Raw genomic sequence first — 5,490 nt, forward strand, 5'->3', positions numbered from 1 at the left:
GTCGGTGGTCATGGCGAATGCTCCAAGGCGGTTGATGTGGGTTCGGGACCGCGTGCAGGCCCCGTCGTGGTTCATCACTGTAGGCAGATTCGGCCGCAGGGATCGTGCGTATCGAGGCGAATTCGCGCCTTCTACGCACGATTCATGTGACAATCTGTTCCATGCCCACAGAAACAACGCTCGATTCGATCGATCAGCGCATTATTTCGGTACTACAACTGAACGGCAGGCTGTCGTACGAAGAGCTTGGGACACAGGTGGGGCTCTCGGCCTCGGCAGCGCTGCGGCGCGTGAAGCGGCTCGAGGAAACGGGGGTCATTGCGGGCTATGTGGCCTTGGTGCGGGCCAAGAGGATTGGCCTGGGCCTGACCGCCTACATCAACGTCCGGATGGAGAAGCACACGGGCGGCGACAAGCGCAGCCCCATGGATCTCTTCGCAGCCGCCGTGCAGACCTGGCCGGAAGTCATCGACTGCGTCTCCCTGACGGGAGAGATGGACTATCTGATGCGCATCGTCGTGGCCGACATGGACCACTACACACGCTTCGTGATGGACACGCTGCTCAAGCATCCCAGCGTTCAGGACTGCAAGACAAGCTTCGTCATGCGGCCGGTCAAGGCAACGATGACACTCGTGTGATCGACCTGAGACATGCAGGGTGACGCGCCCGGGCGCCTCTACCCTCGGCGTCGCTTGGCGTCCGGACGAGGCGTCGCCAGCGATTGCAAATGCGCAGCCAGCGCCTTCGCCGCAGGCGACAGTCGATTTTCGTCGTAGAAGCAGATGGCAAAGCTGCGCTGCGCCCAAGGATCGGTCAGTGGCAGGACCTTGAGCCCGTAGGTCGTAGCCACGGGCTCCGCGACCTCGCGTGGAACCACAGCGATGCCGAGGTTCGCGCGGACACAGCGCAGCGAGGCATCGAAGGTGGAAACGACGGCCCGGTAGCTGATCGGCTTGCCGATGATGGCGGCCGCGCGCGCCAGCATCGTGTGCACGGCGGTCGACGCTGGAAGTCCCACATGGTCGTAGTCAAGCGATTCCTCGAAGGCACACCGTTTCCTGCCCGCGATCGGGTGCGATGGATTGGCGACGATCGCGAGATGGTCATTGCGATAGGGCCGTGTCTGCAATCCCTCGAGGTCCGCGGCGTCCCAGAGGACCGCGAGCGGCGCCAAGCCTTCGCGCAAGCCGCTGACGACATCGCGGCTGAGGGCCTCCTCGATGTCGATCCGGATCTCGCGGTGTTCGGGGACCTGCAGGAACGATGCGATGTCGTCGGGCAGGAACTCGGCAATGGAAGAGACCGAGGCGAGAACACGAACCTGACCCTTGATCCCCTTTCCGAAGGCAGCCATGTCGCGCGCGACCCGGTCCGCGCCGGCCAGCATGCCGCGTGCGTGTTCCAGCAGGATTTCCCCAGCGCCGGTGATCGCGACACCGCGACGATTTCGTTCCACCAGCACATTGCCCAGCGTGCTCTCCAGCTGTGCAATTCGCTTGCTGATGGCGGAGGCAACGATGTGATGCTGCTCAGCGGCGCGCGCGATGTTTCGCGTCTCGCAGACCGCGACGAAGAGCCGAAGACTCGTGAGATCAAGGTCGTGCATGGGTCAGGCGCAGTGTGACGTTCCAAAATGGAACGCTGGGCGTTCCAATTTACCGCTTTTCGCGCAAGGAGGGAATGCCTACAGTCTCCCCACGACGTCAAACCGTACGTCGAAAGACTGGAGACAAACCCCATGACACTTTCTTCCGCTAGCCTGCCGCGCAGCGCCGTCATCCGCGAAGTCGGTCTGCGCGACGGCCTGCAGAGCATCGCCACCATCCTGCCGACCGCGCAAAAGATCGAATGGATCCGTGCCGCCTACGAGGCCGGCCAGCGCGAGATCGAAGTCGGCTCTTTCGTGCCGGCGCGCCTGCTGCCGCAGCTGGCCGACACGGCCGAGCTGGTGGCCTACGCCAAGACGCTGCCAAAGCTCTTCACGTCCGTCCTGGTGCCCAATCTGCGCGGCGCCGAGAGCGCGATCGCTGCCGACGCCGACCTGATGATCGTGCCGCTCTCTGCCAGCCATGCCCACAGCCTGGCCAACTTGCGCAAGACCCCGGACGATGTGGTGGCTGAAGTCGCGAAGATCCGCGCGGCGCGCGACGCCTCGGGCTCGAGGATCCTCATCGAGGGTGGGGTCGGCACCGCCTTCGGCTGCACGCTGCAGGGGCTCGTCGACAAGAGCGAGGTGCTGCGCCTCATGCAGGCCCTGCTCGACGCCGGCGCTGACCGCGTGAGCATGGCCGACACCGTCGGCTACGCCGACCCGGGCATGGTGCGCGACCTGTTCGAGGACGCCGTGAAGATCGCCGGCGACCGCTTCTGGTGCGGGCACTTCCACGACACGCGCGGCCTCGGGCTCGCCAACGTGTACGCCGCCCTTGAAGTCGGCGTGAATCGCTTCGACGCCTGCCTGGCCGGCATCGGCGGCTGCCCACATGCGCCGGGCGCGAGCGGCAACGTCTCCACCGAAGACCTGGCCTACATGCTCGGCAGCATGGGCATCCAGACCGGCGTCGACATCGATCAACTGCTCGCGTTGCGCGCCCGCGTCGCCGAGTGGCTTGCTGGCGAGACGCTGCATGGCTCGCTGTGGCAGGCCGGCCTGCCCAAGACCTTCGGCCTCGCCGCCCAAGCCCTTTCTGCCTGAAGACGCCTGAACCCACCGGGAACCCATTTCATGACCACCGCTGCCAATCCCCTCCCCCTCGCCGGCGTCCGCGTCCTCGAGTTCACCCACATGGTCATGGGCCCGACGTGCGGGATGATCCTCGCCGACCTCGGCGCCGAAGTCATCAAGGTCGAGCCGCCGGGCGGCGACAAGACCCGCAAGCTGCCGGGCCTGGGCATCGGCTTCTTCCGCTCCTTCAACCGCAACAAGAAGAGCGTGGTGATCGACATCGGCACCGACGAAGGCCGCGCCACCGCCGCCGAACTCGCGGGCCAGTGCGACGTGGTGCTGGAGAATTTCCGGCCCGGCCTGATGGCCAGCTTCGGACTCGACTACGAGACCCTGTCGAAGAAATACCCGCGCCTGATCTACGTCACGCACAAGGGCTTCCTGCCCGGCCCGTACGAGAACCGCCTGGCGCTCGATGAGGTCGTGCAGATGATGGGCGGCCTCTCGTACATGACGGGCCCGGTCGGACGGCCGCTGCGCGCCGGCACCTCGGTCAACGACATCATGGGCGGCATGTTCGGCGCGATCGGCGTACTGGCCGCGCTGCGCGAGCGCGAGCTGACCGGCAAGGGCCAGGAGGTGCAGAGCGCCCTCTTCGAGAACTGCGTGTTCCTCTCGTCGCAGCACATGCAGCAGTACGCGATGACCGGCGAGCCCCCGCCGCCGATGCCCTCGCGCGTGTCGGCCTGGAGCGTGTATGACGTCTTCACCCTCGCCGACGGCGAGCAGCTCTTCATCGGCGCAGTGAGCGACAAGCAGTTCCTGACGCTGTGCCGTGTGATCGAGGCGCCCGAGCTGGCGGCCGATCCGGCGCTCGCCAACAACGCGCTGCGCGTGGCCGTGCGCCCGGCTCTGCTCGCGAAGCTCGGCGAGAACCTCAAGCACCACCGCGTGGAAGAGCTCTCGCCCAAGCTCGAAGCGGCCGGCATCCCGTACGCACCGATCATGCGGCCCGACCAATTGGTCAACGACCCCCACCTCAAGGCGAGCGGCGGCCTCGTGCCGATGGAATGCGAGGACGGCGAGTCCACCGACGTGGTGCTCCTGCCGCTGTTGATGGGCGGTCGCCGTCCGGGTGTGCGGCACGCGCTGCCGGGTGTCGGCCAGCACACCGAAGAAATCCTCGCCGGGCTGCCCAGCCACGCCACGGCCTGACACGCAACAAACCAAGACCCACGGAGACAAGACATGACCTTCCAGATCCAACGCCGCGGCCTGACCGCACTCGTTGCCGCCGCCTTCGCACTCGGCGCCACCGGCACCCTGGCCCAATCCTCCGACAAACCCCTGCGGCTGGTGCTGCCTGTGGGCGCCGGTTCCGGCGTCGACACCATCATGCGGGCGGCCACGCCGTCGCTCACCAAGGCGCTGGGCGGCCAGGGGGTGGTGATCGAGAACCTGCCGGGAGCCGGTGGCATCACCGGGACCAGCGTCGTCGTCCGCGCCCCGGCCGACGGCCAGACGCTGGGCGTGGTGTCCAACAACCACGTGGTGAATCCCAGCGTGTTCAAGAAGATGCCCTTCGACGCCATCAACGACATCACGCCGATTTCGGTCGTCGGCGCGACGCCCTTCGTGCTGGTGGTGAATCCGAAGGTGCCTGCCAAGAACGCCAAGGAACTTCAGGCGCTGCTGAAGGCCAAGCCCGACGGCTACAACTACGCGTCGTCCGGCAACGGCACCATCATTCACCTGGCTGGCGCGATGTTCCTGGATGCGGCCGGCGTCGACGCGCGCCACATTCCGTACAAGGGCGTCGGGCCGATGATCGCCGACATCCTCGGCGGGCAGGTCGAGATGGGCGTGGTGGCGGTGCCTGCTGTCCAAGGTCAACTCAAGAGCGGCGCCCTGCGCGCCATCGGCGTGATGGGCAAGACCCGCGTGCCCTCGCTGCCGAACGTGCCGACCATCGCCGAGCAGGGTTTCCCCGAAGTCGACGTTTCAGGCTGGTTCGCCGTCATTGGCCCTGCCAAGCTGCCGCCCGCAGAGGTCAAGCGCCTGCATACCGCCATCGTCGCTGCCTTCAACACGCCTGAAACCAAGGACGCCATGGCCAAGCAGGAGAACATCATCAATCCGATGACGCCCGAAGCGTCTGCCCAGTTCTTCAAGACGGAGCAGGAGCGCTATGCCAAGCTGGTCAAGAAGGCCAACATCACGGCCGAGTGACCATCGACCCCGCCATCGAAAGAACGGACATGGCCCTCTACAGCATCGGCGGCAAGGCGCCGCGCATCGCAGCCACCGCGTTCGTGGCACCTGGCGCCCATCTGATCGGGCAGGTCGAGCTCGGTGAACGGACCAGCGTCTGGTTCGGTGCGGTGATCCGCGGCGACAACGAACCGATCCGCATCGGCGAAGCCAGCAACATCCAGGAAGGCGCTGTGCTCCACGCCGACCCGGGCTTCCCGCTCGACATCGCCGCCAACGTCACCGTGGGTCATCAGGCGATGCTGCACGGCTGCACGATCGGAGAAGGCTCGTTGGTCGGCATCCAGGCCGTGGTGCTCAACGGTGCGGTCATCGGCAAGAACTGCCTGGTCGGTGCCGGGGCCATCGTCACGGAGAAGAAGGTCTTTCCGGACCGATCACTCATCCTCGGCGCGCCCGCGAAGGCGGTTCGCCAGTTGACGGACGAAGACGTCGCGCGTCTGATGGTCAGCGCGACAGACTACGCGGAGCGTGCCGCCACCTACGGCGCCGAGCTCACGCTCGTCGAATAGCTTTCTCATCTACTTCCAAGGTACCAAGCCATGTCTGAT

6 protein-coding genes are annotated in these 5,490 nt (G+C 66.0%); 5 read left to right on the forward strand and 1 reads right to left on the reverse strand.

From position 1 onward, the window contains the following. Positions 1-161 precede the first annotated feature (161 nt). Positions 162-641 carry an Lrp/AsnC family transcriptional regulator gene (locus QTH97_RS36520; protein WP_286573653.1) on the forward strand — a complete coding sequence of 160 codons (480 nt, stop codon included), beginning with the start codon at positions 162-164 and terminating at the stop codon, positions 639-641. Between the two features lie 38 nt (positions 642-679). Here QTH97_RS36520 and QTH97_RS36525 read toward each other — a convergent pair whose 3' ends face one another. Continuing rightward, on the reverse strand, positions 680-1,609 hold the full coding sequence (locus QTH97_RS36525) for a LysR family transcriptional regulator (protein ID WP_286573655.1): 930 nt from the start codon (positions 1,607-1,609) through the stop codon (positions 680-682). Positions 1,610-1,741: 132 nt separating this feature from the next. On the opposite strand from QTH97_RS36525, the gene QTH97_RS36530 reads away from it, so the two are divergent. Genes QTH97_RS36530 through QTH97_RS36545 form a run of 4 tightly spaced genes read left to right on the forward strand, consistent with a single transcriptional unit; the run spans position 1,742 to position 5,451 of the window. Further along, positions 1,742-2,698, forward strand: coding sequence for a hydroxymethylglutaryl-CoA lyase (locus tag QTH97_RS36530; protein ID WP_286573656.1), 957 nt, complete (start codon positions 1,742-1,744; stop codon positions 2,696-2,698). Between the two features lie 30 nt (positions 2,699-2,728). Beyond that, positions 2,729-3,883 (forward strand): CaiB/BaiF CoA transferase family protein, encoded by a 1,155-nt coding sequence (locus QTH97_RS36535; protein WP_286573657.1) that lies wholly within the window; start codon positions 2,729-2,731, stop codon positions 3,881-3,883. Positions 3,884-3,916: 33 nt separating this feature from the next. Further along, positions 3,917-4,897, forward strand: coding sequence for a Bug family tripartite tricarboxylate transporter substrate binding protein (locus QTH97_RS36540; protein WP_286573659.1), 981 nt, complete (start codon positions 3,917-3,919; stop codon positions 4,895-4,897). A gap of 29 nt (positions 4,898-4,926) precedes the next feature. Beyond that, complete coding sequence (locus QTH97_RS36545) at positions 4,927-5,451, forward strand: gamma carbonic anhydrase family protein (RefSeq protein ID WP_286573661.1); 525 nt, start codon at positions 4,927-4,929, stop codon at positions 5,449-5,451. Positions 5,452-5,490: the final 39 nt, after the last annotated feature.

Source organism: Variovorax gracilis, assembly GCF_030317115.1.
Taxonomy (GTDB): Bacteria; Pseudomonadota; Gammaproteobacteria; order Burkholderiales; family Burkholderiaceae_C; genus Variovorax; species Variovorax gracilis.